This is a genomic window from Chryseobacterium sp. FR054, from assembly GCF_056844565.1.
In genome coordinates, this window is record NZ_JBXDSA010000001.1 from 806,728 (window position 1) to 833,118 (window position 26,391).

Below are 26,391 nucleotides of genomic sequence, written 5' to 3' on the forward strand. Positions count from 1 at the left end.
AATATTTTTTTTGTAATATAAATTTAATAATATTTTTCAAAATAATACTTAGGAATTCAATTCATTCATCCTATCAATTAAGAGATTAAAATACACGTAAACAATCAATTATCAGCAACTCAAACCTAAAAAACAATGTTATAAAATTATGATCCTGAATACTTACTGATCCATTTATAAAGAGTTGTTTTAGGAATTTTATAAACCTTGACAACTTCTGATTTTGACATGCTCCCTTTTTCTATTTTTTCCAGAATGAACGATATTATTTCCTTAGTATAGATGTTTTTTCTAAATACAGGTAAATTCTTTTTCCCCCTATTATAATCTAAACTCTTTGGTGGGGAAAACAGGATAAGATGTTGTGTGTAGAGCCTAAAGAAATCATAATCCAGTAGTTTACTCCACTTCATTAATAGCTCCGTTGACAAATGTTCCTCATTGTACATTTTTTCAACCTCAAAAACAGATATATTAAAAAATGCAGAAATCCGTGAATCCTCTATTTTATTGTTTTGAACTTCGTTCTTAATTAAAGATCCAATATGTATATTTTTAAAATCCATAGTTCAATTTGAATGGTAGTAATAAGTTATAATATAACTGTTATTAGTAGCTAATTCCTTTCATTTTTTTTCTTCATATTTCTTTTCCATGCAGTAATTGTATTCCGACTTAAATTAAAATGTAAGGCTAATTGTGAATTACTAAGATTATTTTCTCTTTGATAATCCAGCATCTTCAAAATACTTTCTTTATCATATGATTTATATTTTTGATTCAAATTTTCATACTGATGATTCGGGAAGAGTATTTTATTGAGATTAATGACATCCAAACAGTTTAACTTTCTTTTCTTAAAGAATTTATGAAAGTCTTGTAATTGTATTGGAAATTTCTCTGAAATCAAATCCCAATAAATTTTTTTATAATCAGGTTCCATGACATCATTTTTTTCTATCATTAGTGGAGATATATACTTTTTGTGTTTTTATAACTATTAGAATATTATTACAAATATATTTTATGAATATGAATCATAAAATAACAGATATCTGTCATTTTATTTTTAATAAAAAAATTTTTTTCTTAAAAATAAGTAAGCCTTTTTGCTAATTTTGATTAAAATAACCGCTATGAAAAAAATTCAGCCTATAAATACACACTTTATTGAAACTTTTACTTACAGAAGTCGGTCACCAATAGAATATTATGATTTTTTTGAAGAAAAAATCAACAGCATAGCTGATCATGCTATAGGTACTCATATTTGGCTTATATTTAATCTATCTGAAAGAAAAGTGGAGATGGTAAGTGAGAACATTGAACAGTTTACTCCATTTAAGAGAAATGACTGGCTTCATGATATAGAGACGGATTTCTTTAATATGCAATTTCATCCTGAAGATAGAGATTACTTACAAGCTGCTTTTCAACTTGCAGAATCCATGCGATTTAACCTTGGTATTTCTAAAAAAGAAACTTTAAAATTTAATTTTTACGGGAGAATGCTTGACAAGAACAATGAGTATCGTTTGGTTATGATCAAATGTATAGCAGAATATATTAATGAGAATGATGAGGTAGAAGCCTCGTTAGTAGTCATTTATGACATATCTCATTTTAATATAGAGAACCACCTGTTAATGTCTATGATAGATTATAGTAAAAAAGAAACTCACTATTATAAATATATTGAGAAAGAGATTAAAAGTATTGAGATGGATACCCCAAAAATAGGAAGAAGGGAAAAGGAAATTCTTGAACTAATGTGCCTAGGTTACAACACTCCCGAAATCGCTGAAAAGCTCTACATTTCTTATCATACTGTCGAAAACCACAAACGAAATCTCCGAAAAAAAACCAATACCAAAACTTCATCGGAACTGGTTGCTTATGTGATGATCCATAATTTAATGTAGAAAACTACCACTCATCATCAATCGAAGTCTTTAATGGAATACGTCTCTTTATTTTAATATAAAACACCAGCTTGCCAAATCAAAGCTGATCTTTCCAATTACTATTTTATTCTATTTTACAATCTGGGATTATTCACCCTTATGAAATTTCAACAGTAATTTCCCATCTTGATACAATTCAGATCATCACCATTGATAATGTATTTATTTGCTTTTTGAAGCATATTCAGGAAATTTAGCTCTTCATCAGAATTACAGTCCATTTTTGTAGAGCCAATTTTACCTGCTGAAAAAGCTCCTGAGGAAGGGTCTGGTACAAGATGCTAATGCAGCTAAAGTGCCGAATGTTAAAAGTATTTTTTTCATTTTATTGATTTTTAAGAGTTTAAAAAAACTATATTTTTTTATAAAAATCAGAACTTAGAGCGGTATTATGATGTTACTTCTTAATCCAGATAGCAGCGTGTCATCCTAAAAACAGCAGCCTTGAAATCAAGGCTGCTGCCATTCATTCTACAGAGCAAATAAACCTTTCCAACCCAAGATAAAACTTAAGAATTTTTATCTTAATATGAATATAAATCATCATCACTAATTTAAGTCTATCTTCTTAGCAGCTTGTATAAAAATTTTAATTCTGCACTTGTTTACAAGCTAATTATAGAACCATTTTTGGGTTGAAATAGGCATGAAAGAATATATAATTTACATTTTTTCCCTGTGATCTGTAAAATGTTAGAAATTACTTTTTAGAATTTACCGGATTTCTATTTCATCTGAAATACAAAATTTATTAACACCTAAAAAGTTAAAAATCTTCATGTTTTTAATTTGGAGATTCATGGATTCCAACATATAATTGGATGATTTATGAAAACATTTGTGTTTTAAAGTTTTTATTATGACAAAGATATTATGTCAGAATATACTATGAAATAACAGGTATCTGTCATTTTTAGAGTTCAAGCATTTCATAAACATATGAGCATGTTTTATTTTCCCATCTAAGGTTAAAAACATCAGCTTTATAATGAAAGCTGATGAAAATTAAATCTGAAATTAAACTAATAGGATTATTTAGTATGTTTTGAACCCTTATCCTAATCTTGTTATAAGTATATTCACCTTACGCTGTGTATTACTTGGTGCTCCCTGAATGTCATAGCAAAACCATTCAATCCTGTAAACTTTATCCTTGATCATGATGGTAACCATAGCATTGGTAGCATAGGTACTTGCCCAATAGGGTAAACCTGCTATTGTTGAATTATAACTATTGGAATCACCAAATGGAAACCATTGTCCAAAAGCTGGAATGGAAAGCGAGCCATGACTATAAGAAGAACTGTTATATCCTAACGTATAACTAATAGTGATAGGATTTGCCGTTGTATTGTAAAATCTAGGATGATATGCATAATTGCCCAAATAGGAATTAACGTCAATCATCAATCCATCTAAAACCGGAAGGGGTTTTACTAACGGTTGGCTACTCAAGTTTTGATTGCTTGACCCATTCAAAAAGAAAGTCTCGGTATAATAGATTGTTTCTCCCGGTATGATAGACCCTGCGTTGTTTTCACCTTTTACAGGTTTCCACGTGGAATTGGGAGCATCATAGTAGTAAAAACCTACGGCCTTAACATTAATGGTTTTAGGACTATCCCCAATTCCTCCTGTCACGAACACCATGGTTCCATTTTGTTCTGCTCCATACGCAATATCTTTTTTACCCAAATCCGAAGCTGTGTATCTTGGAATAAGTATTCCGTCAGGACTGTTTGCATCTGCTTTTCCTACTATATCCAAAGTAGATTTTGGGTCAGAGTGATTAACACCCACCTGAGCCTGGAACAAAATCCCCAAAAACATGGGGATTAAAGTCAAGAGATTCTTTTTCATAAAAGTGCTTTCAATATATTTTGTTTGTGTTTTTAAATAAAGTCCATTGAATGTAGTATCGGGGAATTATCTTTACTTCAATTCAACTTCCGAGCAGTGAAACAGATAAGATAAGACCTGATCTGTCAAAAAGTTTCTCATCAGAAGAATCTTTTTTTTGACTCTTGATTTTTACGTTGCTTGTCAAGCATTAACTTTTCCAATCTTTCCACCTTGGCCATGGTAACCTCAGCATTTTCTTTCAGAATATTTATTTCAGCTTCCTTACTTTCTATCAATTTCTGTTGCTCAATGGTATAGAGGTAGAGTTCTTCTATTTTTTCCAACATCTGTATACTAAGTTCAGAAATATTGAAAAGATATTCTCCTTTTTCATTCTTTTGGAGCTCCTTGATACTGGTCACTCCTGGTAAATGTGAATTTATACTGATAAAATTCTCTACTTCTTTCAGCGATTTGAAACCATACTCTTTTTTCAATTCAGAAGAGCCCTTGAAGTAATTTTCAAATACATAGTCAGGATATGTATTTCCAGCTGTCTGTATGGATCCGTTTACAGTAAGCAGTGGGCCAGTCACCTGAGCCAACATTGAAATTTTGCCATCAGGAAAAACCCTCATTCTGGTAACACCAGCTGTATTCAATTCAACATTTCCCGTTGAACTAGCAGTTGTTCCTACAGAAATTCCAGTAGTATTAGCCGCCAACACACCTGTCGTTATGTAAGCATTACCGTTGGAACGTTGCCCTATATTCAGTAAACTGGATCCTCCTTGTAATTGTATAATGGCATTTCCTGTGGATGTTCTGTGATATAATGCATTTCCACTTCCAGTATGATCTATTTTTGTTTCTCGAATATTGGGTGACCCAGTTCTAAAATTAAGTGTACTTCCATCTACCATTACAGTTCTGTTGGCTGTAAGTGTTCCATCAGCATTATATATATTGATATCATTTCCACTTACGCATTCCCAAAGCGGTGCAGCCGGTGTACCATTGTTGGTCATCATACATTTCAAATCAGTATCATATACAATGAGTCCTGTAGCAGGAGAAGCAATTGTGGATCGCTGTGCAGTAGTCATTACACTTAGTAAAGTTCCTTTGGTATTATTATTATAATCCAAAGGGGCTACCGTTAGGTTTGAAGATGGATCGGGATTCCCAGTATTAATGCCAACCTGAGAGTACATTACTGAAGAAATCAAAAGGACTCCTATTTTAAAATTTTTTTCTTTCATAACATTTAAAGAAATTATATGATTATATTTTCTTTTACTGTATTTAGTCAAATAAACCCGAAAGTTTACTTGAAATACTTATAATACCCTAGTATAATTCATATAAACATTTACTGTTGTTCCTTGCAGAAAACCTGCATAACGCACAATATACCATCTACCGGTAGTCAGGTTGAAAAAACTGATTTCTTCCCATTCAGGAGGCCTGCTGGTGTCGCCATATACAATCAAAGCGTCATTATCACTCACAACAACTGCTCCAGCAGGTAAAATAGATACCGGTTTCCCAAAAATACTTCCCTGTTGTGTATTCCAAAATGAGAATTCTTGAAAAGAATATGTAATAGGTGTCGTACCAACATTTTTAAAGTAAACTCCATAAGCACCAGCAGCTTGGTTGTTTGCACAAATCATGAGTCCATCAATAACAAGACTACCAGGCGTCGTTTCATTATTAACAGTACCATTCGGAGCAGTGATACTATAGCTCCATCTAAAAGCTTTGGTATCTCCTACTATCGGAATATCTCCTACAGATGCTATTCTGGACCAAGATGGTGAAGAAGGGGTACCTGCATTATAATAATATCCACTGTTAGCAAGCCCTGGAGCATTTCCGTCATTATATACCATTAATCCTGTTGACGGAGATGGAATTGTAGTTCCATCGGTTGGGCTAATAAGTGAAACAGACGGAGGTAAAAAACCTTTTTTCCCGTTTGAAGGTAATGCATTAACATTAAGCTCCAAAATTGCAGAAGTGTTCGGAGTTCCTGTGCCAATTCCAACATTTTCTTTAGTGACTACAAAATCATTAGATGTTTGTGTTACAGAAGGCGTTCCTGTATCTGGGTTATCTTTTGCCCCATCTACATGGAAAATTCCTTTTGGATTGCCTGTGTTAATCCCAACCTGAGAATATATGATAGGGGAAATAAGAATAACTCCCAACCCAATAAATTTTTTCATAGCATTTTTGTATTTATTACTGCTACAAATTTACTGGGTCTCAACATTCAAAAAAATGACAGATATCTGTCATTTTCAATAATAATTCCTATGTAATAACACTCTTTATAGTAAATAATTAATATTATTATGAAAGTAAAAAAGAGCCATCAACCATTATGGGATAGCTCTTTTTTATTTAGTATTGACGTTCTATTATTTCTTTATAATTTTTTCCGTGGTTCTTCTACCGTCTGAAAAATAAATGTCCAATACATAGATTCCTTTTACAAGGTTTTCTGCATTCACGGAGGTGATTTCCTTACCTTTTACTTCAACACTCCTCTCTCCAGCCATATCGTAGATTATGATTTTCGTGATTTTCTTTTCTGATTTGATGTATAGAATATCTTCAACCGGATTTGGATACAGACCAACCGTTGAATGCGGCACATCTACTTCATCCACTCCTAAACAAGCTCCTCCTGATACCGTTACTGCCAATCTCCCTATACTTTCACACAGGTTTTGCGTTTGGGAGGCATAATACACTACTCCATTTACAAGAGGAGTGGTTGCTGGTAAAAGATTACCTCCTATTGCGGCATCATACCACTGAATATTCATTCCGGAAACGACAAGCTGGGCAACTGTATTTCCAGCACAAAATTGTTGTGATGTATTTCCAGTAGGAGCTGGAGTGCTGCATTCTTCAAACACCACATTATCCAGGAAAGCAAAATTTCCAGCTTGATAAGTAATATTCTTTATTCCCTTAAACTTAACTCTATTGGTTCCCATGGGAAGAATGATAGATTTTGTCACCCATTGGGTAGAATTAGGCATAAAAAAAGTAGTCAGAATACCCCCCGTATTCAATTCACCATTCACTCCAATCTCATAATTATGAGCCTCAGTATAGGTACTCCCACCATCTGTTGAATACTCCAGGATGATATGATCATCAGCAAAAACAGTCTGAAGTGCAACAGGCATTGTATAGCGATTGGCCCCGGCAAAATCAAAAGTTACCCTTATCGATGAATTTCCTGAAGAATTTAAAAGAGGGGAAACCACATTATAAGTAGAAGCACCTTGTGAATTGTAAAAATTATACATAAGACTACCTTGTTCCCCATTAGGAGAGCCTACATCCGGGTTAACTACTACAATGCTGCTTTGAGGATAGCCCCATTCAGATTGAGTAGGACTATTCCCAAACTTTTCTATAAAAGGCAATGTAACCTGGGAAAATGAAAACATTGGAATCATTATAATACAGAACAATAAATAAAAATTGATTTTTAACATAGAATAAGAATTTTGAGTTATATTATTGAGCAAATGTATTTTTAATATTCATCTTATAAAATAGCAGGTATCTGTCATTTTATCAACAATATATAATGCAGAAATCTTATCAAAATAAACATATGAAAATATGGAGTTAATAATCAATTTACAATTATATCTGTATAATTTAATTCCTTCGTCTGTTAGAAGAAAAATCATCATTTGTGTTCTCAGGATTCAAAAATAGAGTCTAAGGATGGAAAATAAAGTAAACACATATGATCAAAACTACTTTATCCAAAGGCTATTTCCATCCTTAAAACTCTTGCTCAACTCATCGGGAATTTCACAAAATTATTTATATCCTGTTTGTTTTTTTCATCATTATACACGCAAAGATATCGTTCATCAGCCTGAAAAAAAATGATAGATATATGTCATTTTTCGTTAATTTTATATCACAGAAAAACGAAAATAAAAAACATCATTAATTTAGAAATCCTGGTTTAGGTTAGATTTCTAAGTTTATATATTAACACTACAAAAGACAATGAGAAATAAAATCAAACCAATAGATCATAATCAATTCCATAACTTTTTTTTTTGTAACGAGAAAAATGAAACGGAAAACTATTTTGATTTCTATAATGACACCATCGAAAGCTTAAAAAAAGTTGCTATAAGCCCTTATTTTTGGTTTATCAGCAGTCTCTCAGAAATGAAAATTAAGGTATTGAGCGATAACATTGAACAATTCACTCCTGTTCCCAAACAACAATGGCTCGACTCCAGTACCCATACTGACTTTTTTGGCCTTTTTCATCCTGATGATCAATATTATCTACTGGGCGCATTTGAATTTGCGGCTAGGTTGGTTTATGTAATGGACGATTCACAACTAGGCCATCTCCGATTCAATTTCTATTCAAGAATGCTTGACAAAAATAAAAATTATCGTTGGATATTGCTTCAAAGTCCACTTCAACAAAAGAATGAAAAGAAAGAAATACAAAGTTCACTTGTAATCATATATGATCTTTCACATTTCCAAATCATAAACAAACCTTTATTATCCATTATAGATTTCAGTAATAATGAAATCCAATATTTTAAACATTTTGATCACGACATCAAACAGATTGATGTAAACAAACCCACTATTACAAAACGAGAGAAAGAAATTTTGAAACTCATGGCAATGGGGCAGAAAACACCTGAAATTGCCGCTTCACTTTTCATCTCTTATCATACAGTAGAAAATCATAAGCGTAATTTGAGACGAAAGACCAATACAAAAACATCTTCAGAATTGATCGCTTATACTATGACCCATAGTCTGCTGCTCATTTAACATATCTTCTGCATTATATTAATGAAAGACTCTCAAAAAATAAAACCGGGATACCTTTAATAAAGCCGTCTGCAGGCTTCCTGTTCAAAAAGTCTCTTCTTAACCAAGAAAAATTCACAACTATAAAAAATTAATAATAGTTAATTCTTGTTTAATTTTGCTCAATCGAACCAATCGTCGATGAAGGTGTTTGAAGATACATTAGTCTTGGTCACAAATAGCCAGATGAAGCCGTCTCACAACTGAGACGGCTTCCATTTTTCCTCCTTAAAAATATGGGATAAGATGCTAAAAACCCTTTAGTTTGTACTTATAAAGTTAAAGTAAAGATTCTTAGCTTTCCAGTTATTAATCCTTTAGTTTGTAATACAAACCATCAGTACATTCGTTATCTGTTTCAATACCCTTCAACCTTTTCAATCTTATACTGAATGGGTATCAGCCATTTTCTTTTCTCTCCTTCTTTGAAGAATAAGGTGTGCGGCATCCAGCATTTTAACGGTATGGATGTAGGGCATCACGATATTCCTTTCCGGGAGATTTTCATAGACTCCCATTGAGAAATAGACGATTCCGGACATAAAATAATCAAATTCTTTGAGGGTGTATTCCCTGAATGCTTTTTTGAAAACCAGCAGCGGATTCCGGTATTCTTTCTCCGAAAGCAGGCCGAGAACCCACGGGGAAACCTTTTCCTTTCCGGTATCCACCACCCATTTCCTGTCCTTCAGCATGATGAGATAGCCGGCACGGATGAACAACCGCATCGACTGGTGAAACCGGAAGATCTCCGCCGGATCTTCATGGATCCAGCTATTCCTTTTTACAGCATAATTCATAATGTTGCTGAGCCTTTCTTTGGAAACATCCAGCTCATTGAACTGAAAGAACATTTCCATCAGCTGTAATCCGGAGCGCTTCTTCCCTGCCCGAAACCGGGGAGCGAAATTTGTTTTTATCTTTTTCATTGGTTTGTATTTTTTATGGATGATCTGTAATGTTTTTTTTATAGTTTCTCGCAGATTTTGCAGATAACGCAGATATTTATTAGTCTGTTTTTAAATAGTTAGATCTACACAACCCATATTTTTTATTTTGATCCGTGCTTTTATTAACCATTAAGCTTTTTAAGCGATTAAAAATAGCTAAGAGCATAGCTGAAGCTTTTTTTTACTTAAAACCTTGATTTTTCTTAATGTTCTTTTTCATGTGTTTGTATTTTTAGAATGTATGAAACCACCAGCCTACCGATGTACGCTGAGTTGTATGGTAAATGATGAGTAGAAATAAAATCTGTGTTCCCGTGAAAGCCCTGAAGCCGCAATGGATTGTACACTCCATTGTATCGTATCATGATACTTTATGTAGTGAAGCAGCTTAGAAAAAGATGATTGTAGAAAAGCAGAACAGCATGAAATAAAAACGGCATGGGACTCTACAATATCCGTAATAGGGGCACTGGTATACCTTACACACAGATAAGAGAGCCCACGCCTAGGTCGTGAGCTTCCTGCTTATCGTCTTGTGTGTTTAAAAATTACCAGTTTTCTATTACAAGATTCTAAGCAATAGCTTCTATTATTCTTTGAAGTATCGCAAAGCTACTTTATTGTAGCTTATTGGACAAATATAATACTATTTTCATTATTGCGCACAGAAAACCGCATTATTTTTTTCACCTTTCTCGTAATTTGTTTTAATGGACGAAGAAAACGAAGTAACTATTGCCATCTGCAAATACATTTACACAAACTGGGTTTCGAAAGCAAAATCGCAGAGAGACTTTGCATCTAAATGTGACATTGAAGAAAGTACTGTTAGGAAAATTAAAAATATTGCTTTAGGAACTGCAAAGACACAGTATAACATGTCTATAAAAACACTAGCAAAGATTTGTCGAAAGAAAGATATTACTTTAGAAGAATTTTTTAGAAAAATAAACAAATAAAATTCTGACGAAAGTTGGGATTTTTTATGGCAGAGTTTTGATGAATGCCATTATTTGAAATATCTAAGAAATCCAACTTTATGAAGTTTTTGATTTTATAAAAAATTGATTAATTATAAAAATCTGGCAGCTCCAGTTTCTTCTACAACTTCAGCAACCTTTTCAGCTTCATCAGAAGGAATCATTTTAAAGGAAGGAACATTTTTCATTTCCTCCCAAAATTTGTGTTCGGGAGTTTCTCTTTCTGGTTCATCAATAATAAGAAAGAAATTATTTTTATCAAGATCTTTTTTGTATTCCTGACTAAGAAAAGCGATTAAAGTAATATAATGAGAAACATTTTTCTCCAATGTTTGTACTTTATTTTCCAGCGATAAAGTTTTTGCACCAACAAAAGAACCATTTAAGCCAATACAATCTACATTAATATTGAAATATAAACTTTTCAGATTAGAATGATTCAATGTAATTTCTGTATGAATTTTATTTTCAACTCTTTGGATCAAATTTAGCTGAACTTTTTGGTTTATGTTTAAATCCGTTTCGTAATAATGATTTATATTTAATTTAGTATCATATAGCTTTTCATTTCCCTTTAAAGCTAATTTAAGTTCCGATTCTTTTTCTATCAATAAGGAATAAAGCTTTAAAAATTTTTCGTAATTAAAATTGTCATCTAACATTGAAGCTTTTGAGAACTGAAGTAAGCCGTTTGAATAGATATTTAGATAATCTATATAATCTACTGTAATAAATCTTTCTAAAGGAAATAATTGTTCATGCTCAGAAGTTGTTTTTAACTGCTTTAGGTAATTTTCTAACTGCTTTAAAACAAAGTCTACAGATTTAGTTTTGTTAACTATAAGCTTCTTAATAATACTTTTCTTTGTTTCAGAAATCTTCAACCAATACTCATTTCCACTGCATACCAAAAGCCCGATAGAAAGAGAATCTCCCGCCATCGTATTAGGTGATAATTTTAAAATGGTATAAAAGGTTTTCATTATTATATTTTTTCCAAATAATCTTTAAATACTTTTTTATTTCTATCCTGATTAAAAAGCAAATTTCTTACACTTTTAGCATCTTCTTCTGTGAAATTCCACTCTTCAGGAATACAACGGATAATATCGTCAAAATATTTTTCACATTCGGAAATGCAAAGGTAAAAATAATCTTTATCTTCTACATCCCATTTTATATTTTGATATTTTATATTTTTCAAACTCTTTGCCAAATCTGTAACCAAAAGATTTTCGTTTGCAATAGGGCAAAAATCCTCTGCTAAGAGATTATGATAGTCCATTGTACTAAATATATAGGAATGGTCAATTGCGACTATATCAAATTTATTTTCATCATTTTCTACAAACAAAAGATTATGGTTTGCTGGTTTTCTATCATCATTTTCTATCCATATATCAAACAACCCAATCTTAAAGACATCCATTGGATTACTAAAATCCTTATGAGAATATTTACCTTTTAAATTGAAAAAATTACTACTGTCGATAGCACTCTCTTCCCATTTACTTCCAAATAAAGGCTTACTATAAAAAGCAGGCTTATGATTGTCCTTTGAATATTCAGGAAGTAATAAGTCTTGTGAAAAATCCAAAATTGCCATCTCAGGAGTTATTAAATTCCACAAATTCAGAAATCTATTTGCTAATAACTCATTAATCATGTCACAGGCAGGATTCTTCGACTTGCTATTCTTGGCCAAATACATTTCATAGTCTTCTGTAATTACTTTTACAGGACTATTTCCTGTCGTACGAATTTCTTCACCGGCAGAAATAACTTTCAATCGTGCAATTGTATTGCCCCTTGTCATATAATCACAAAATATGTCATTATAAAAATCTATTAAGGATACTATTATTTAAAAGTAAGAATTAAAAGCCATATAACGTTCATAATTCATTACAAATGGAGTTTTTATTATAAAAAACATATTTGAAAAACTGCTTATAAAGGTTAAAATCAAGTGAATTGTAACAATTTCTAAAGCTATACTTTTCAACAGTACGGTTTTCCGTAATGTAAAAAGTTTAGATTACTCTAAATTTAATGTGTTAAATAAATTCATTATGGAAACAATTAAAGCAATTAAGCCTGGCCCCAAGCCTAACAAACCTGACGGAACTCCTGACAGAAGACGAAGAGTTACACCAGAAGTAAAACCAAAACATCCGGAATTAAAACCTCACAAACACAAACCTGGAGATTCAAAATAATTTTAGAATTATTAAAAAGGTCCTTTAAAATCTCAGCTTTGCTGGGATTTTTTGATTATGGAGAGCAATAATTTTATGATCGCTGTCAGAGAAATGCTGAGATCAAGTAAAAAATCACCCTATAAATTCATGACATTTAAAGAAATTAAAAAAGCTCTGCAAGAAAATGAAAAACTTTATGATGACAAGATCATTGGTTTCAATGAATATATTGAAAAACAATTTGAACTATTAAAGGAATTAGATGAACATTTATATAGACTAGAAAATATTCATCTGGAGTTTTTTAAAAAAATAAAGAATTGGTTTCGAAAAAAATTCAACAAAATAGAATAAACTGAGTAATTATATCCACTATTTATCACTCTCCGAAGTCTCCCGACTTCGGAGCAAAGTCAGGAGACTTTGCGCAGCAGGGACTTTGCGCAGCAGGGCAACCAAACCCTCTTGACGCAAGAAAAGCAGTTCAACAATATGAAAAAATTAATCTTATTTTAGTAAAGATAATATCAGAAATTCAATTAATGAAGTCAATAAAAATTCAACTAAAAAGCCAATTGATAATCTTAGAGTTAAATAAAATATTTTGTTTTTTTGTTTGTTTCTTATTTATAAATTGTAATGATAAACAGGTTCAAAAAATAGAAATAACAAAAAAAGCAGTCAAATCCAAAACTCAATTAGAGAAAACTAATAATGAGACTGTAAAAACGCCAACATATGATGAAGTTTATATCAGGCAATTGAAAGAACAAGTCATCAAAAAAGGCAATCCTAATGATTTTCAAGAGTTGACAGACTTTTATTTTGGAGACAATATGAATAAATTAGAATTTTTGCCAATTTGCAAAATAATGGCAGATAAATATAATGATAAAAATGCGGCTTATTATGTTTATGTGATATTGGAGAAAAAGTATAAATCTAATTGCCAGTTTAAAGATCCATATTTGTGTATGAATGAAAATGACAGAAAAACTGCTATCAAGTATTTGAAAAAAGCTGTGAAGCAAAGTCAAGAGGGAGCTAAATTAAAATATGAGTCATTACTCAGAGAAGGAATCATATAATTACGGGTAATTTCCTTATTAATTTGAGCATTTGCCCCCACCTGATCAAATATCTACTCGAATTAATATTGCTTCATCACAAAATCCATTTGCCTGTCAAATCCTGTCCTCAGATCATCCGGTTCTGTTAGTATTTCAACGTCCGGCTTAATTCCTTTTGAATCATTCATGAAGTGAGAGGTTCTCATTCTGTATTGAAAAGTAGGGATCCAGACCAATGTTTTAGAATACGGTAAAATAAATGCCTGCCCGCCTGCATTGCTGTAATTGCTTCCTTGTGAATATTCCCCGTAAAATTTCCCGATTTTATGTTCTCTCATCAAGGCTAACAGATGTCCGGTGGTTGAAAAACATCCGCCATTGATCAGAACCCTGATTTTACCTTTGTAAAAATTGGGTTTGTTGTGTTGAAGTTTAAACCACCAATCTGTACTGTTGGTTTCTGTGTAGCAGTTCAATCCGTCTTTGAATTTTGTTTCGTTCAGATTTATTTCTTCAATATAGTCCGGATATTGAGCATAATGCTTCCAGTCTTTTACGCTTTTATATTTTGCTCCCATATAATCAAAATAGTAATAAGGAGCATTGCTTATATATGAAAAAAGGTAATTGGCAATATCTGCAGAGCCGCCGCTATTATCTCGTAAGTCGATAATTAAATTTTTCGTTTTTAAACTGTCAAGTTGTGTGAAAAAGTGGTCTAATTGTTCCTCTGCAATTTTCCTGTCTGCATCATTATAGCCGTTTTCAAATGAACGGAATTTTAAAACAGCCAAATCATTTGTCCGGAACTCTGTTGCTAAAGGTTCTGTTTTTTCTGTAATACTATTGGTATAGGTTTTAAAAGGCATTCCTATAAATATTCCTTTCGTTTTAAGATTGTTACGATCTACATATTCAATTTCAAATTTTTCTGTTGGGTTGTAAATGAAATAATAGAAAGGAAAATTACTGAATCGTACATTTAATCCTGTTTCATTTCTGCCTTCAAGATGAATGTATTGTTTCATTTCATTTACCACAGCATGGATGTCTTTCCCATTTATTTTTAAAATTCTTAACCCGGTATATTCTTTATTTTCCTGAGATGACTTATTAAAGTAATACTTGTCCCTAATTTTATAGATGCTGAATGGAAAAACTAATCTGTCATTGAGCAAACCAATAATTCGTCCCCTATCAACAGCTGTATGTCCGTCTTTAATTTTTGCCATTAAGGTGGCTGTCAATTTATAATATTCTACAAGGGAAAGATCTGTTTTTATAGAGTTTTTTAAAGATAAATAGGTTTTATCAAATTCATTTTTTGAGCAAAACATAAATTGCCCGGGATGAATTGTGTTCGTTAGATTATAGAGTTCTGCAAACTCCGCAATAACACTGTCTTTTTTCAACGAATTGTCTAGTAATACTGTATTTTGCCCCCAAGTACAATGGATGGTAAACAACAAAAAGGTAAATATGATTTTTATATTCATCTTATCTATTTTCTTTACTCTATCATTATAAGTCGTCATAGTATTTATGAAAAATAGAAGTCTCATTTAATCAGCTTATTATTTAATAAGAATGTTTTAATATCGTTCACTACCTCATTCGGGCGTTCGTCTTTTACGCCATGCCAGGTATTTTCATATACTTTATGAACAATAAAAGGTTTATGTTCTTCTGTAAGCTTATCATTTTCTTCTTTAAAATCGAACCAATCGTTTTTACTGACAGGATCTAAAATAAGCAAAGGTGTATTGAGGTTTCGATAAATAATTTTTGGGTTTAGCTGATGTGTTGAAGCACCGAAAGCTGTTTTGGAAGTAAAAGGTGTATAAATGATGGCAATATTTTCTTCTGCCGAATTTTCGCCGGTAAGTTCTTCTGCACCGGGATTTATTTCATACTTCCCGTTAGTATTTTTCTTGATTCGTGCATAAGAAGTAAAAATTTCTTTTTTCAGTTTTTCTTTTTCTTTCCCTTTTATTCCCCAATTGTTATACATAAACCAATAAGCATCAAACTCGTTGTCAAAAATCAGTTCTTTTTTGTTGACATAATATTGTTTGGTTTCTTCAATATCTTTCCCAATATTAGCTGCCTTTGCCTGAAAGTCCCAAGCTACAGAACCCCCATCTTCTAAGATAAGAGCCTGAACCATTTCCGGATAAGCATCATAGAATGCAGAACTTATGGTTCCTCCTCTTGACCAGCCTCCAATAATTGCTTTTTTGATGTTCATTTTATCTAAAAGGAATTTAATATCATCTGCAACGTGATAAACAGACAGATTTTTTGAAGGAATTGGGGTAAACCCGTGCCCATAATAGTCAATGGCAATCACATGAAGATTCATTTTGACCAATTGGTCTATTATTTCGTACAATTCATATCCATTGCTATACGTTCCTGGAATCCAGACAAGTGTTGGATTTTTTTTATTTCCCCATTCTAAATAATGCATTTTTACATTATCAGTCTGAATATAATTACCATGCTGCTTTTCGTATTTCTCAAATTCAGGTTTAAATTTTTGGAATAAACTCCGTTGTGTAATGGAATCTGTGGAAGTGTTTGTTTGGGCTTTTACTGAAAAATAGACCATGAAAGAAAGTAATAGACTGATATTTCTTTTCATAATTCACATGTTTTTACTTTGTTTTGGTTTGTCCTGGTTATTAGTTTACAAAACATAATAATACAGAGTTATTGCTTATGTTTCGAGGGAGCAATATAATGAATTTGAGGGTTACAACCGATATAATTATAAACAATCAAAATGCGCCACTTAAAAAATGACGCATTTTATACTAATTAATAACTTTTTATCTGTTCAAATCTGAGAAATAGAGACCGTAGAATATTTCTTTACGGAATAAACTTACACGGCTGCTCTCCACTGCTCTCCGAAGTCTCCCAACTTCGGAACAAAGTCAGGAGACTTTGCGCAGCAGGGAATATCATGAATAGATGCCGGACTTAGGTCTATACTTTAAAAGATACCGTTCACAGAACAAACCACGTGAAGTTGTAGCCATAAAAGACATTTACTGTGATACGCAAAAACCTCTGTTTGGTAACAATACTGTTCATCTTTACCTATTTTATTCCGACACTTAAAAATAATTTCTATTTTTACAATTAATTTTTAACCAAAAATGGTCAATCTATTTTAAAAATGAAAATAAAAAAAATATTTTTTAGCATATTAACCGCTCTTGTTTTAATGATATCAATATTCCTTTATATGAATAGGGATAAATTTGTCTATGTAGGTTCAGTAGATATTATTGAAGTCGATTGCAGCAAAAAACGTCAAATCTTGAGCGAAGTTTTAGAAAGTGACCAAAGGATTAGAAAATCAAATGAACTCATCAAATACGCTAAAGAAGACCATAGGAATCAAGAATTAGTGATTAGCATTATTGAAAAGTGTGGTATGCCAACATTAAAGGAGGTGGATCAAAAACAAATGGATGCAATCTGGTTGGGACTCCAACATACTACTAAAGAAATCAGAAAAAAGTATTTTCCACAAATAGAGAAAGCGGTTGAAAATGGAGACTTATCTAAACAACAATACGCATTGATGAAAGATAGGATTTTAATGGATGAAGGAAACCCCCAAATATATGGTTCACAAATAGAAAATGGTAAATTGTATAAATTAGAAAATCCTGAAACTGTGAACGAAAGAAGAAAAAAAATGGGAATGGAGCCAATAGAGGATTATTTAAAGAATTTCAATATTCAGTTCAATCCGAATTAACAACACAACATGTAATCACGTAGAGGACTCTGGTCATAATTAAAGACACCCCCTGCTCTCCGAAGTCTCCCGACTTCGGAGCAACTTAAAAAAAATAACCTGCCCTGCTCTCCGAAGTCTCCCGACTTCGGAGCAACTTAAAAAAATAATCTTATTCACCAGCCGTCACCAACATCTCAGTTTTCTTCAAAAACTCCACCGTATCCATCTGCTGGGCCACTCTCCCACGGATGATGTAGAGATGTTGTACAAAGGTGCTTTCGTTTTTTCTCATGCTCTCCGAAGTCTCCTGCTTATCGTCTCGTACGTTAAAAATTACCCGTTTTCAGTTTGAGATTCTAAGCAATAGCTTCTCAACGGCTCCGATAAACTCCAATTTCAGATACCGATTGATGCGTGATCAGGAGTATCTCACTGTCACTCTTTACAAAGGAGCAGAGACTGAATCATAACCAAAATTTCCGGTAAAAGATCTACTGATCATACAGCCTGAGAATCTCCACCAGTTCGGGAATGGATCGTATTTTCAGCTTCTCAAACAACCTGATTTTGTAAGTGCTGATCGTTGATGAATGGAGATTCAGCTGATTAGAAATTTCTTTGAGGGGAAGACCTTCTGCAAGTTTACCGGCAATTTGCAATTCGCGGTCTGAAAGAGCTTCAAGGGGAGAATTCTTTGCTGTGCCGGTTAATGATTCAAAAAAAATCGTTTCTTTTATATGATCACTCACATACCGGCCCTTACTGAGCATTGCCGTTAAAGCGGTCTCAATTGCTTCAGTGGAACTTAGCTTGCTTAGGTAGCCACCGGCACCCATTTTTAGATAGCGCATCCCATATAATTCTTCATCCTGTGAAGAAAATATTAAAATTTTTAATTCAGGCTGGTGAATTTTTATGTAATCTATTGCTTCCTGAACGGTACCATTAGGCATATTGACATCCATAATGGCCAGGTCGAATTCTTCTTTCAGAATCAGTTTGTAAAGTGATTTATAATCCTCTACTTCTGAAATGATGGCATCGGGTCTGAATCTTTTAATGGTCTGTATCAAACCCATACGGACGATACCATGATCATCTGCTACAACAATGCGAGTATTTACTTTTAAACCCATCATTCTATAAATTTATGTAAAAAAAGGGAAACCGTAGTGCCTTTATTTTCAGTGGAAATGATTTGCATGTTTCCATGCAGCAAGGATATAAAATTTTTTACAATTTTCAAACTTAGCCCAACTCCTTTCTCGCCCGCAGTTCCCAGGAATATAGGATTATCATAAGTATAGATCCCGGATACATACTTTTCATTCATTCCTGTTCCGGAATCAATTATAGAAAGTACAACCTGATCATCCTCTGTAATTACCTGTAAATAAATATCCTGACCCTGCAAGGAATATTTTACTGCATTGTTGAAAATTTTGTCTACAACATATTCAAGCAACATGCGATCGCTTGTAAGAAATGCGTTTTGATCTCCCTTAAAATAAAGCTTAATGTTTTTTTCTTTTAACTGAGCAGCGTATTTCTCTTCCAAATAACGGAAAAGGTCCATCACCATGATTTTAACGGGCTTAATCTTAAATTCCCCGTATTGTGTTTTCAGCCAGACAATACTGTCCTGGATAGTTTGCAGATTCTTCTGCGCATCATTCTTTACCTGCGGCAACAATTTAAAAAAATCTTCCTCACTAATCGTCTTTTGCTCCAGGGCTTCTGTAAGCCACAGAAAAGTTCCGAAAAGTTCTTTTGAGTCATGAGACAATATCGAGATCAGTCCGTTTTTGAAATTGATTTCGTTTTCCAGTCTTTCGATTTTTAATTGGAGTTCGTTGATAAAATCATTCATAAATTCAGTATCACGGTTTTTTAGAAGTTTTTTGAACTATTTTTTTTGAAAAAGACAGAAGGGTTATATTGTTTAAATGTAAATAAAAACATACAGTTCAGACCTCTCTATCAGGAACCGGCAAGTTATAAAAAATATCATATTAGTAAAAAGAAAAATCAAAAGGGATTTACTTCAAATCATAAGTACCCTATTTTGTCTCACTGAAACGGCTGGGTCCGGCATCACATTGCGGGAGAGGTTTCCCAGTCTGCGAATTGTTTGCCGGCATTATTGAAAATGGAGAAAAGATGGAACGTGATACAGCATCAACAGATTACTGACCGCAAACAGCTGAATGATACAGGATAAAAATGCCAGTCTGAAGCGGCAATCATGGATCGCCAGACTACCAAAATACTTCTACAAGTACTGAAAATATAGGGATCGATGGAGAAAAAACATCAAAGGAAGAAAACGTATCTATGAAGATACTTCAGAAAATCTTTCGGGCAGTTTTGTGTTTTTTGCCCGTTGCATGATGAAACCACTGCCACAAAATGCACTCAGTAAACGAATTTATTGGAAAGCATACAGTTTATTTATGCTGATGAAGGAACTTTTCGCCAGCAAATAATAGCAAAATCGGTCATCCCAGCAGCCAATCACCCTGTTTTTTTACAGTTACTTTATCAATATTGTGCTGCTTGGCATTGATTACTGCCCATAAGAAGGAGTCATTTCAAAAAGTACTGTTAAATTGCCGTAAAGCTATAATAAACATTGACAGAGTAAGTGGTATTTTCCTTCCCTACCAGACTTTGGGCGCCCTCAGGTGATATGGTGTATCTTACATTCAGTCCCCGGTCCAAAACCGGTGTTCCGTTCAAGAGGAGTTTTTGAGGAGTTTTGGATAAGGGAACACTTACAGAACTTCCATCCACTCCAATTTGTAATATGCCGGAATTGATATCGGTCTGCAGACCTCCTTTTTTGAAGTAATTTTCGTCCGATTTTACATAGAGCTCAAAATTTTCATTATTGGACAACATAATTTGGTTTGGAATCATTTGCGACTGGCCATCGGTATAATGGGCAGCGGTATTAAAATTGAAATTTACGTTGCGTCCGGAACCTGGAATGGTGATCTCCGACATGGGAAGTACCTTTAACTGAACAGCCGTATTTTGTAAACTGTTAATTGAGTTATCTGTACTTCTGGCATTGAAGTTCAATTCAAACGTATACGTTCCTGCTTCAAAAAAAAAGTTTTTAAAATCTTCCGCAGACACATAAAGCTGAGGAATGAAGCTGTTTCTGTTTCCTGCTGCAACACTGAAATTAGCAGCGGAAAAATTCTGAAAATCGGAAGATAAGGCTTTGGTTGTAAGGGAAGATCCGTTACTGCCCAATTTAATGCTTGCTATGTTTCTGGTTCCGGGAACACCTTTAGAGGATGTGAACTGAACAGTTGTGGCAGCGGTTTTCGCCCAAAAATTAAAATCAACCGTATTTGCGATTTCCGTATTCCCCAAATCCCAGACCCGCGTGCCTGTACTACGGTAATCATTCAAAGAAGATACTTCTATGTATTTTGTTAAAGAGTTTGCGACCCATCGTATAGCTGAAGGAATGACTAAAATGGTTTTAAAATTACGTGGTGTGAAGTCATTATAATTCTGAGTGATATCCATAGAATAATTCCCGGCCCGGAAGGCATTGGCAGTAAATTGTGAGGCAGGAATTTTAAATGTAAAATTGATATTTCCCCGGTTGAATCCTCCCCCGATACTGATGGATGGCGGTTCAAACCATTTTACAGCACTTGTACTGAATGACTGAAAACCGGGCAAATAACCTGAAAATCCGGTAGATGGCAGCTGCCCGCCCATGCTTTCCAGCTGCCACAGAAGAGTGGAACCGGGTAAAGTAAGTGAGGAAGAAGAGTGAGTAAAATTTGGCCCGGAAACAGAGGTAAATGTAGGAGCTGTTGGGAGTAATCCCAAAAAGGTATAATCCCAGTTGGTTCTGTTGGCATTCGTCATTACCCTTGTAGGCACTGAGGTAAATTCGCTTCTGTTAAAAATATTATTTTCAGGAACCGACAGGTACACATCCTGAGCTTTCGTGGCTGCCGACCCGCAGAATACAGTAAAAATTCCTATTAGAAAAGGCCTCATTTTTTTCATACTTTTAAATTTAAAACTTTTTCACCTTAATGGTGGTGTCTTTCTTCTTATATTCAAAAACCACGGTTTTTGAGTAACCTTCTTTTGTCACCTGAATAGTTTGGCTGGGTTGTGTATAGCTGTATTTGTCATTTTCAATATAGATGTTATACTTGCCATCTTTCAGGAAAAACTCAAACTCATTTTTTGGGTTAACCACGGCAGTGTAGATCATGCCGTCTTCACTTTTTGCGTACACCACTATTCCGGTTACATCCGTTTCCAAAACATCGTAGGCTTGCCTGATCTCTGTTAATTTACCACTTACCCTGATGTTTTTTACCAGCCCCACTTTGCGGTTAATATTGTTATGTACCATAATAACAGGATCCATCATCAACCGGGCCCCTGCACTTTCGTTCACTTTAAGTGTGTAAGTACCTTCGGGCACATTCTGAAAAACTACTTTTCCATTCTTATCTGTCATCGCTACATAATTGTCCAGTTTTACAATTTCATTGGCAAGTACCGATTCACCGGATTCCAGAAGTCCATTGAAATTTTTATCTTCAAAGAACTGGAACGCCACTTTATGATTTCCGAAAGCCGTAGCCGGGGTAAAATATTTTTTAATTCCCACTCTGAACTGGTAATAACTTCCACTGGTTGCGTATTCAGCCGTAGATTTATAGCCGGAAAGATTAAAATACCCTGTGGTGGACCAGGAAGGTGAAATCTTATATTCCAGATTACCGGTGATATTGCTGTTTAAATTTTTATAAAGTTCCGAATAGAAGGCCCCGGCAGAAAAAGATCCGCTCAGATTATGATTAAACATCTGGAAATTATAGGAGGCATAAACATTATAGTTGGCGAAATTACGGTTTACATCATAATAAGAATTTAAATCAAAGACACTGATTGCGTTCCATTGGGCTGTTCCGTTGAGGGAGAATGATTTATATCTGTAAGATAAAGTTGTTTTCAGACTGTTGAACCAGTCTGGTTTATCATTCTCTTTTGAATAAGAATATTCCGCCGTCAGGTTCAATCCGTGGGCACCTAATGTAGTACTGATGTTGGCTTCCAACCGGTAGGAGAAAAGCTCCTGTGATGTGTAAAAATTAGCTGTTTTCTGTTTTTCAACCTTTGGAGAAAGCAGAAAATTCCACTTCCTTAAAGAAAACTGATAACCTAATCCCAAAGCTTCTGTACTGTTGAAATAATAACGCAAATTGGAGGTATTCCCAGGTTGGATAGGGGCATTCTGGAAACTCAGGAACTCAGGTTCTACCTGCGAATTCTGATATTGTATAAAAGCGCGCTGGGCAGCAGAAAACTGACGGCCGATCCGCTGATTTGAAAAAAAAGATCCCCGTTTGATTCCTGCATAACTTTTGGTGGCAAAGGAATTGAAAGACTGTATATCCCAGTTCCCTATTTTTCCCTCATAATTGGCTCCTATTGAAGCGCCTGCGTTTTCATCATTGTTCGAAAGGCCTTTTTCGTGGCTCACACCCAACTCCGTGCGGATGATATTTTTATCATTAACAGACAATGATGTAACCGCATTCGCTATCTGTGTATCTACGTTAAAGCGCGGATCATGGTCAAATATGTAGGATACTTTCCCATTAAAAGATTTAGCATTTCCAAAACCATATTTTGCACCCACCATAGTAGATCCTTCTGTCTGCCGGAAATAAGTACCGTACAGATTATAATTATTTTCCAGCGCAAGCATTTCAATCTGATTATTATTTCCGAATTTGGCAGAAAATTTTCCACCTCTTCCGAAAACCGGGTAATCGTAATCGTTGCTGTTAACATTTCCCAGCCGTAATACCGTATTTTTTCTCTCCAGTTCCAGCCAGGTATCATACAGGTTATAACGGCCATCTTCATGATAGTAATCTGCACTGATATTGAAGCGCGATTTCAGATTATCTGTTACCCGGAATGCTGTGTTTCCCCTCAGTTGAAGAAAATTGAAACCTGAGCTGTTTTCATTATAGCTGATTTCCGCAAAATTATTCCCGCTCACCGCTTCGTTTCCCCGGGTAATTTGTCTGTTGTGCGATAAAACGACCAGGTAGAGCGTGTTGCTTCCCACAATTTTATGATCAAGCAGATCTGTAACGATTGCATTAATATTAAATTCCGGATAAAGTGCATTCTGTTTTCTTACTGCAATTTTGATTTCAACCGTTTGTTTTTCTAAACCTTCCAGAGATAAGGTTTGCTGTTTTGGGAAGATTTCCAAACCATCAGGAATGGACTGCAAATCAAACTTAACAGTTCGTTTACTATAACCCTGGTTTTCTACGGTAAGCAAAATTGAGGACTGTGGCAAAGCAGGGTTAATGAAATTTTCGTAAGTGGACGTATAAATTGCGATGTTTTTGTTCTCGCCTTTAGCAACGAAGAACGAGGCGCTTTCAGTTCTGGTGACCGCCGGAGTGGCGTACGAAACCTTGAATTGGATCTCATTGGATCTCAGCTTCATAAAATCCACGTTGGCGATCAGTTTTACAGGAAGAGTTTTAGACTGCCCCGCGCCTAAGCTAAATTCAGTTTTGGGATAGAAAAGCAATCCCGGATAGTTTTCCTGAGGCATGATGTTCTGAATGCTAATCTCTTCAGTACTTTTATTCTCAATGACCAGGAAATTAGTAAATGTAGAACCCTTCTCAACAGCTACACTATCATTTTCAAAATGGATTTTGATATTCTTGTTTTCCTGCGCAAAGGCCAACGAGAAGTGCAGAAGAACAAATACAAAAAATAAGATTGTTCTTCTTAGCACTGATATTGATATTCCATTCTGTGGTTTCAAAGCTTAATTTTAAAATTTAAAGTTTTTTTCTCCTACACGTAAATCATTGGATTCTGCCATTTTAACAATAGCCACACCCAGGAAGTTCCCTGAGATGTTCTCTGGTAAAGAAAACTGAACAACCTGATTGGTATCCGGAAGCATGGAGATAGAAATTGCAGGTAATTTTATTTCCTTACCACTGTCTGTGTTGGTGAGTTCAAATTCAACGGTGGCATCATTGATGGTGTTTCCATCATTATGAATGCTTACTGCCACTTTTCTATTCGCCGCATTCCCATTGCTCACTTCTGAAATATTGGTAATATCCAAACTTTTCACATGATTTCCAGGGGGAGTGTAAAAGATGTGGAGCCCCACCTCAAATAAGGTGATAATACCAATACCATTCTGAATACGTGCCTTATCTGCCTGCTGAGGAAGCTGGGTAAAAAACAGCATACTGTTTGTAACGGCAGACTGTGATGCATTTGCCGGAATCTGCATGGTTACTACGATCTCCTTTGTGCTTTTCGCAGGAACTGTTACAGTATTTTCTAAGGTGGACACCCAGGAGGCATTGGAATTCTTTGAACTGCCTGCTTCAAGATAAACCTTGTTTCCGTCTTCTTCTCTAGCCCAATCTTTGTAGTTGAGATTAAAAACATAATCTTTATCCGAGCTGTTTTGAAGCGTGACTGTCTTTGTTACTTTTTCTCCCGGATTACCTGTGAAAAACAAGCGGGTAGGCGACATAGAGATGCTTTGTGCCAGAAGTGAAGAAGAGCCTGTAAGGATAAAGAAAATGAAAAGATGAATAAACTTGTGCATGGTGTAAATAGTTTAATAATAAAAGATTCCCAAAACTACTGAAAACGCAGCAAAATGAATGTTTACAAACTAAAATTTTTATTATAAAGCAGTCGCGGTATAAGTTACTGTTTGCGTATAAGTTCCGGCCGGCTTACCCAGAATATCAGAAGATGATGATTTTGCCGCCGGGATGGTATAGTCCAGATTCAGTGTTAATGCGCTTCCCAGAGGAGCATTGGTAACTAAATTCTGATCCGCTGCGGATAAAACCACAACATTTTTTGTTCCGCCCATTGTTCCGGCAGCTGTTGCTGCTTTAATTGTCAAAACATTGACAGGGATTAGGTTGGTTCCATTCATGAAATTAGCACCTCCGGCTTTTACTTTAACATTAAAGTTCTTTGTGGAAGTAACCTTCAAAGAGTTGGCTTTGGTAATGGTCTGATCAGAGTTGTAGTCTGCTGCAGTAGCATAGTTAAAATCAACCGTATTACCAATGGCAGTACTTCCTGCGTCGATAGAGATTACATCGTTCAGGGTAATGTTTACCGTGGTGGTTGCAGTGGTATTCTGAGCCTGAACATGATTAGTTCCTAATATGATGGCTCCAATAGTTAAGGCTGTGATTAAGATTTGTTTTGTCATGGCAGTAATATTTAATTGTTATTCTTATTTAATTGTTTCTTTTGAACACTACAAATCTACACCGCCGATAAAAGTTTCTTTGTAGTGGAAAACGGAAGTTCATGTAGTAAAATAACTACACGGGTTATCCATAGGATAAATAGAAAAACCCTCAGCACTTTCCGGGTACTGAGGACATGTATATTGATGTGTTTTTTTATTATAAAGCAGTCGCGGTATAGGTTACTGTTTGCGTATAAGTTCCGGCCGGCTTACCCAGAATATCAGAAGATGATGATTTTGCCGCTGGAATGGTATAGTCCAGATTCAGTGTTAATGCGCTTCCCAGAGGAGCATTGGTAACTAAATTCTGATCCGTTGCGGATAAAACCACAACATTTTTTGTTCCGCCCATTGTTCCGGCAGCTGTTGCTGCTTTAATTGTCAAAACATTGACAGGGATTA

The 26,391-nt window shown here is 34.5% G+C and carries 25 protein-coding genes and 2 pseudogenes; 7 read left to right on the forward strand and 20 right to left on the reverse strand.

Features of this window, described 5'->3' with window-relative positions:
* Positions 1–146 precede the first annotated feature (146 nt).
* Both AC106S_RS03965 and AC106S_RS03970 read right to left on the reverse strand, forming a co-directional pair.
* Entirely contained in the window at positions 147–566 is a 420-nt protein-coding gene (locus AC106S_RS03965) for a transposase (RefSeq protein WP_482437836.1), read from the reverse strand.
* 50 nt (positions 567–616) lie between these two features.
* A complete protein-coding gene (locus AC106S_RS03970) occupies positions 617–943 on the reverse strand; it encodes a helix-turn-helix domain-containing protein (RefSeq protein WP_482437837.1) in 327 nt (108 codons plus the stop codon).
* A gap of 193 nt (positions 944–1,136) precedes the next feature.
* On the opposite strand from AC106S_RS03970, the gene AC106S_RS03975 reads away from it, so the two are divergent.
* On the forward strand, positions 1,137–1,922 hold the full coding sequence (locus AC106S_RS03975) for a response regulator transcription factor (protein WP_482437838.1): 786 nt from the start codon (positions 1,137–1,139) through the stop codon (positions 1,920–1,922).
* Positions 1,923–2,201: 279 nt separating this feature from the next.
* On the opposite strand, the gene AC106S_RS03980 is transcribed toward AC106S_RS03975, so the two are convergent.
* From AC106S_RS03980 to AC106S_RS04000, 5 genes are all read right to left on the reverse strand, one after another.
* Positions 2,202–2,288: a lipoprotein gene (locus tag AC106S_RS03980; RefSeq protein ID WP_482438416.1), complete on the reverse strand. Its 87-nt coding sequence runs from the start codon at positions 2,286–2,288 to the stop codon at positions 2,202–2,204.
* A 729-nt stretch (positions 2,289–3,017) separates the two neighbouring features.
* Positions 3,018–3,824 (reverse strand): hypothetical protein, encoded by an 807-nt coding sequence (locus AC106S_RS03985; protein ID WP_482437839.1) that lies wholly within the window; start codon positions 3,822–3,824, stop codon positions 3,018–3,020.
* 140 nt (positions 3,825–3,964) lie between these two features.
* Positions 3,965–5,068: a hypothetical protein gene (locus tag AC106S_RS03990; RefSeq protein WP_482437840.1), complete on the reverse strand. Its 1,104-nt coding sequence runs from the start codon at positions 5,066–5,068 to the stop codon at positions 3,965–3,967.
* A gap of 78 nt (positions 5,069–5,146) precedes the next feature.
* A complete protein-coding gene (locus AC106S_RS03995; RefSeq protein ID WP_482437841.1) occupies positions 5,147–6,037 on the reverse strand; it encodes a hypothetical protein in 891 nt (296 codons plus the stop codon).
* A gap of 195 nt (positions 6,038–6,232) precedes the next feature.
* A complete protein-coding gene (locus AC106S_RS04000; RefSeq protein WP_482437842.1) occupies positions 6,233–7,279 on the reverse strand; it encodes a T9SS type A sorting domain-containing protein in 1,047 nt (348 codons plus the stop codon).
* Between the two features lie 580 nt (positions 7,280–7,859).
* Here AC106S_RS04000 and AC106S_RS04005 point away from each other — a divergent pair.
* On the forward strand, positions 7,860–8,660 hold the full coding sequence (locus AC106S_RS04005; protein ID WP_482437843.1) for a response regulator transcription factor: 801 nt from the start codon (positions 7,860–7,862) through the stop codon (positions 8,658–8,660).
* 422 nt (positions 8,661–9,082) lie between these two features.
* Here the strand turns inward: AC106S_RS04005 and AC106S_RS04010 are convergent, their stop codons facing one another.
* Complete coding sequence (locus AC106S_RS04010) at positions 9,083–9,628, reverse strand: hypothetical protein (protein WP_482437844.1); 546 nt, start codon at positions 9,626–9,628, stop codon at positions 9,083–9,085.
* A 731-nt stretch (positions 9,629–10,359) separates the two neighbouring features.
* On the opposite strand from AC106S_RS04010, the gene AC106S_RS04015 reads away from it, so the two are divergent.
* A complete protein-coding gene (locus AC106S_RS04015) occupies positions 10,360–10,608 on the forward strand; it encodes a transcriptional regulator (protein WP_482437845.1) in 249 nt (82 codons plus the stop codon).
* A 113-nt stretch (positions 10,609–10,721) separates the two neighbouring features.
* Here the strand turns inward: AC106S_RS04015 and AC106S_RS04020 are convergent, their stop codons facing one another.
* Entirely contained in the window at positions 10,722–11,612 is an 891-nt protein-coding gene (locus AC106S_RS04020; protein ID WP_482437846.1) for a hypothetical protein, read from the reverse strand.
* 2 nt (positions 11,613–11,614) lie between these two features.
* Positions 11,615–12,445, reverse strand: coding sequence for a HipA family kinase (locus AC106S_RS04025; protein ID WP_482437847.1), 831 nt, complete (start codon positions 12,443–12,445; stop codon positions 11,615–11,617).
* A 256-nt stretch (positions 12,446–12,701) separates the two neighbouring features.
* On the opposite strand from AC106S_RS04025, the gene AC106S_RS04030 reads away from it, so the two are divergent.
* The 3 genes from AC106S_RS04030 (at position 12,702) to AC106S_RS04040 (ending at position 13,918) form a co-directional block, all read left to right on the forward strand.
* Positions 12,702–12,848 (forward strand): hypothetical protein, encoded by a 147-nt coding sequence (locus AC106S_RS04030; RefSeq protein ID WP_482437848.1) that lies wholly within the window; start codon positions 12,702–12,704, stop codon positions 12,846–12,848.
* A gap of 129 nt (positions 12,849–12,977) precedes the next feature.
* Positions 12,978–13,184, forward strand: coding sequence for a hypothetical protein (locus tag AC106S_RS04035; protein ID WP_482437849.1), 207 nt, complete (start codon positions 12,978–12,980; stop codon positions 13,182–13,184).
* Positions 13,185–13,372: 188 nt separating this feature from the next.
* Positions 13,373–13,918: a hypothetical protein gene (locus tag AC106S_RS04040; protein ID WP_482437850.1), complete on the forward strand. Its 546-nt coding sequence runs from the start codon at positions 13,373–13,375 to the stop codon at positions 13,916–13,918.
* 62 nt (positions 13,919–13,980) lie between these two features.
* Here the strand turns inward: AC106S_RS04040 and AC106S_RS04045 are convergent, their stop codons facing one another.
* The 3 genes and pseudogenes from AC106S_RS04045 to AC106S_RS04055 form a co-directional block, all read right to left on the reverse strand.
* Positions 13,981–15,132, reverse strand: coding sequence for a S41 family peptidase (locus AC106S_RS04045; protein ID WP_482437851.1), 1,152 nt, complete (start codon positions 15,130–15,132; stop codon positions 13,981–13,983).
* 326 nt (positions 15,133–15,458) lie between these two features.
* On the reverse strand, positions 15,459–16,544 hold the full coding sequence (locus AC106S_RS04050; protein ID WP_482437852.1) for an alpha/beta fold hydrolase: 1,086 nt from the start codon (positions 16,542–16,544) through the stop codon (positions 15,459–15,461).
* Positions 16,545–16,901: 357 nt separating this feature from the next.
* Positions 16,902–17,015: pseudogene (locus tag AC106S_RS04055) on the reverse strand (IS982 family transposase); the annotation flags it as partial.
* A gap of 69 nt (positions 17,016–17,084) precedes the next feature.
* Here AC106S_RS04055 and AC106S_RS04060 point away from each other — a divergent pair.
* Entirely contained in the window at positions 17,085–17,675 is a 591-nt protein-coding gene (locus tag AC106S_RS04060) for a DUF6624 domain-containing protein (RefSeq protein WP_482437853.1), read from the forward strand.
* A gap of 473 nt (positions 17,676–18,148) precedes the next feature.
* Here AC106S_RS04060 and AC106S_RS04065 read toward each other — a convergent pair whose 3' ends face one another.
* From AC106S_RS04065 to AC106S_RS04095, 7 genes and pseudogenes are all read right to left on the reverse strand, one after another.
* Positions 18,149–18,796, reverse strand: a complete 648-nt coding sequence (locus AC106S_RS04065; RefSeq protein WP_482437854.1) for a response regulator — start codon at positions 18,794–18,796, stop codon at positions 18,149–18,151.
* Positions 18,793–19,527: a sensor histidine kinase gene (locus AC106S_RS04070; protein ID WP_482437855.1), complete on the reverse strand. Its 735-nt coding sequence runs from the start codon at positions 19,525–19,527 to the stop codon at positions 18,793–18,795. The genes AC106S_RS04065 and AC106S_RS04070 overlap by 4 nt, the downstream gene beginning before the upstream one ends.
* Positions 19,528–20,261: 734 nt before the next feature.
* Positions 20,262–21,695: a hypothetical protein gene (locus AC106S_RS04075; protein WP_482437856.1), complete on the reverse strand. Its 1,434-nt coding sequence runs from the start codon at positions 21,693–21,695 to the stop codon at positions 20,262–20,264.
* Between the two features lie 10 nt (positions 21,696–21,705).
* The gene (locus AC106S_RS04080; RefSeq protein WP_482437857.1) at positions 21,706–24,510 is read right to left on the reverse strand and encodes a COG1470 family protein; all 2,805 of its coding nucleotides are present in this window, start codon (positions 24,508–24,510) and stop codon (positions 21,706–21,708) included.
* 9 nt (positions 24,511–24,519) lie between these two features.
* Positions 24,520–25,320 (reverse strand): fimbrial biogenesis chaperone, encoded by an 801-nt coding sequence (locus AC106S_RS04085; RefSeq protein ID WP_482437858.1) that lies wholly within the window; start codon positions 25,318–25,320, stop codon positions 24,520–24,522.
* 81 nt (positions 25,321–25,401) lie between these two features.
* On the reverse strand, positions 25,402–25,947 hold the full coding sequence (locus AC106S_RS04090) for a peptidoglycan-binding protein LysM (RefSeq protein ID WP_482437859.1): 546 nt from the start codon (positions 25,945–25,947) through the stop codon (positions 25,402–25,404).
* 199 nt (positions 25,948–26,146) lie between these two features.
* Positions 26,147–26,391: pseudogene (locus AC106S_RS04095) on the reverse strand (peptidoglycan-binding protein LysM); the annotation flags it as partial.

Coding starts and splice junctions, on each gene's coding strand:
- AC106S_RS03965 (WP_482437836.1), bottom strand. CDS start 566: ATGGATTTTAAAAATATACATATTGGATCTTTAATTAAGAACGAAGTT.
- AC106S_RS03970 (WP_482437837.1), bottom strand. CDS start 943: ATGGAACCTGATTATAAAAAAATTTATTGGGATTTGATTTCAGAGAAA.
- AC106S_RS03975 (WP_482437838.1), top strand. CDS start 1,137: ATGAAAAAAATTCAGCCTATAAATACACACTTTATTGAAACTTTTACT.
- AC106S_RS03980 (WP_482438416.1), bottom strand. CDS start 2,288: ATGAAAAAAATACTTTTAACATTCGGCACTTTAGCTGCATTAGCATCT.
- AC106S_RS03985 (WP_482437839.1), bottom strand. CDS start 3,824: ATGAAAAAGAATCTCTTGACTTTAATCCCCATGTTTTTGGGGATTTTG.
- AC106S_RS03990 (WP_482437840.1), bottom strand. CDS start 5,068: ATGAAAGAAAAAAATTTTAAAATAGGAGTCCTTTTGATTTCTTCAGTA.
- AC106S_RS03995 (WP_482437841.1), bottom strand. CDS start 6,037: ATGAAAAAATTTATTGGGTTGGGAGTTATTCTTATTTCCCCTATCATA.
- AC106S_RS04000 (WP_482437842.1), bottom strand. CDS start 7,279: ATGTTTTCATTTTCCCAGGTTACATTGCCTTTTATAGAAAAGTTTGGG.
- AC106S_RS04005 (WP_482437843.1), top strand. CDS start 7,860: ATGAGAAATAAAATCAAACCAATAGATCATAATCAATTCCATAACTTT.
- AC106S_RS04010 (WP_482437844.1), bottom strand. CDS start 9,628: ATGAAAAAGATAAAAACAAATTTCGCTCCCCGGTTTCGGGCAGGGAAG.
- AC106S_RS04015 (WP_482437845.1), top strand. CDS start 10,360: ATGGACGAAGAAAACGAAGTAACTATTGCCATCTGCAAATACATTTAC.
- AC106S_RS04020 (WP_482437846.1), bottom strand. CDS start 11,612: ATGAAAACCTTTTATACCATTTTAAAATTATCACCTAATACGATGGCG.
- AC106S_RS04025 (WP_482437847.1), bottom strand. CDS start 12,445: ATGACAAGGGGCAATACAATTGCACGATTGAAAGTTATTTCTGCCGGT.
- AC106S_RS04030 (WP_482437848.1), top strand. CDS start 12,702: ATGGAAACAATTAAAGCAATTAAGCCTGGCCCCAAGCCTAACAAACCT.
- AC106S_RS04035 (WP_482437849.1), top strand. CDS start 12,978: ATGACATTTAAAGAAATTAAAAAAGCTCTGCAAGAAAATGAAAAACTT.
- AC106S_RS04040 (WP_482437850.1), top strand. CDS start 13,373: ATGAAGTCAATAAAAATTCAACTAAAAAGCCAATTGATAATCTTAGAG.
- AC106S_RS04045 (WP_482437851.1), bottom strand. CDS start 15,132: ATGGCAAAAATTAAAGACGGACATACAGCTGTTGATAGGGGACGAATT.
- AC106S_RS04050 (WP_482437852.1), bottom strand. CDS start 16,544: ATGAAAAGAAATATCAGTCTATTACTTTCTTTCATGGTCTATTTTTCA.
- AC106S_RS04060 (WP_482437853.1), top strand. CDS start 17,085: ATGAAAATAAAAAAAATATTTTTTAGCATATTAACCGCTCTTGTTTTA.
- AC106S_RS04065 (WP_482437854.1), bottom strand. CDS start 18,796: ATGATGGGTTTAAAAGTAAATACTCGCATTGTTGTAGCAGATGATCAT.
- AC106S_RS04070 (WP_482437855.1), bottom strand. CDS start 19,527: ATGAATGATTTTATCAACGAACTCCAATTAAAAATCGAAAGACTGGAA.
- AC106S_RS04075 (WP_482437856.1), bottom strand. CDS start 21,695: ATGAAAAAAATGAGGCCTTTTCTAATAGGAATTTTTACTGTATTCTGC.
- AC106S_RS04085 (WP_482437858.1), bottom strand. CDS start 25,320: ATGCACAAGTTTATTCATCTTTTCATTTTCTTTATCCTTACAGGCTCT.
- AC106S_RS04090 (WP_482437859.1), bottom strand. CDS start 25,947: ATGACAAAACAAATCTTAATCACAGCCTTAACTATTGGAGCCATCATA.